This window comes from Streptomyces sp. 13-12-16 (genome assembly GCF_002114215.1).
GTDB lineage: Bacteria > Actinomycetota > Actinomycetes > Streptomycetales > Streptomycetaceae > Streptomyces.
Window position 1 is genome coordinate 1 of the sequence record NZ_NCTE01001033.1, and the last position, 1,464, is coordinate 1,464.

Here is a 1,464-nt window from a genome sequence, read left to right on the forward strand (position 1 = left end):
CGGGCCGTCGAGGCGGCGCACCAGCACGCCGTCCTCACCGGGCACCGCGCGGGGCACCGGCGGCGCCGCGCGGGCCAGTTCGTTGATCCGGGCGAGCGCGCGGTCGTACGAGGGGACACCGGGCGCCGGCCGGCCACGCACCAACGGGGCGAGCCACCCGCGCAGTTCACGGAAGGCCACCGGCCAGGACGCGTCGGCGTGGGTGAGCGCGGTGCCCGCGGGCACGAGCCCGGAGCCGGTGATCCAGGCGCGCAGCACCTCCACGGAGCCGAGCCGTTCCACGGGATGGGTGGTCGCGAGCAGGTCCAGGCAGACCCGCCCGGTGTCGAACCGCAGCTCGTAGGAGGCCGCCGTGACCGTACCCAGTGCCATGTTCCTGCCACCGCCTAGGTTGGCCCCGCGCGAGGGGGCCGGTGAGCGATCCGGGAAGCCGTTCCCCTCCCACAGTGCCCCTCCGTCCCGGCCGCCGGAACCCCTCCGCCGACCGGTTGTCGCCCGGACGTGCCCTCGCTCACCCGTGGGTCGTCGTGGCGGGGCGGCTGAGCGCGGTGTGGGCCCGGTGGTCCCCGTGCGGGGCCGCACCGGACGTCCCGCCGTCCTGCTCCAGGACGATGTGCGGGGACAGCGCGCGGAGGAAGTCGGGCGCGTCGAAGACCGCGCCGGCGGAGACGACACCGGTCGCCCTGGTCCGTCCCGTGAGGATGCGGTCGAGCGCTTCGACCGCGAGCGGCGCGGTGACCGCGTAGATGTCCCGGCCCCTCGCCACGGCACGCCGCTCGACGGCGCCGGAGCGCACGACCACGTCGACGAGGAAGGTCTGCCCGGACCGTCCGGACCCGTCGGCCGCGGCCGGTGTCGGCGTGTCCGGGGCCGCGATGTCCCGGGCCGCCTCGACCGTCATGTAGGTGCGCACCTCGGGGACGGCCAGGTGGCTGGGCACGGTGACGACGTCCGCCATCGTGAACTCCCCGATGACGGACCGCGGGCCCATCGGGGCGGGGAAGGGCCACTCCAGGACGGGCAGGTCCTCCCGGTGGTACTCCAACCGCCCGTTGCGGTGACGGACGCTCCGGCCGTCCCGCCGCCGCCGGGAGACGGCGCCGGCGACGCGCGTCCCGGCGGTGGGGTGCCAGCCGCTCAGCCCGTAGGCGATGTGCGCCTCGTCGGCCGCCGTCCAGTCGCCCATCGCCGTGGTGGCCAACAGGTCGCCGAGGCCGCCGTAGAAGGCCATCGCGGGGACGATCACCGCTCCGGCCTCCCGTGCCCGGTCCGTGAAGTGCGTGAAGGTGTCGAGGTTCGCCTCGATCTCGGCCGCCACGTCCACGTACGGGATCCCGGCGCGCAGCGCCGCCTCGATCACCGGAGCGGCCGTCGTGGCGAAGGGCCCGGCGCAGTTGACCACGGCGGCCGCGCCGGCCAGCGCGCGGTCGAGCGAGGCCGGGGCGTCGACCGGCGCGGGGCGGG

General features: G+C 76.4%; 2 protein-coding genes. Both read right to left on the reverse strand.

From position 1 onward, the window contains the following. Positions 1-372, reverse strand: a 372-nt coding sequence (locus tag B7767_RS34695) for an ABATE domain-containing protein (protein ID WP_179167416.1), incomplete at its 3' end; no start/stop codon positions are given. Between the two features lie 139 nt (positions 373-511). Beyond that, on the reverse strand, positions 512-1,464 hold a 953-nt coding region (locus tag B7767_RS34700; RefSeq protein ID WP_107486495.1), incomplete at its 5' end, for a saccharopine dehydrogenase NADP-binding domain-containing protein.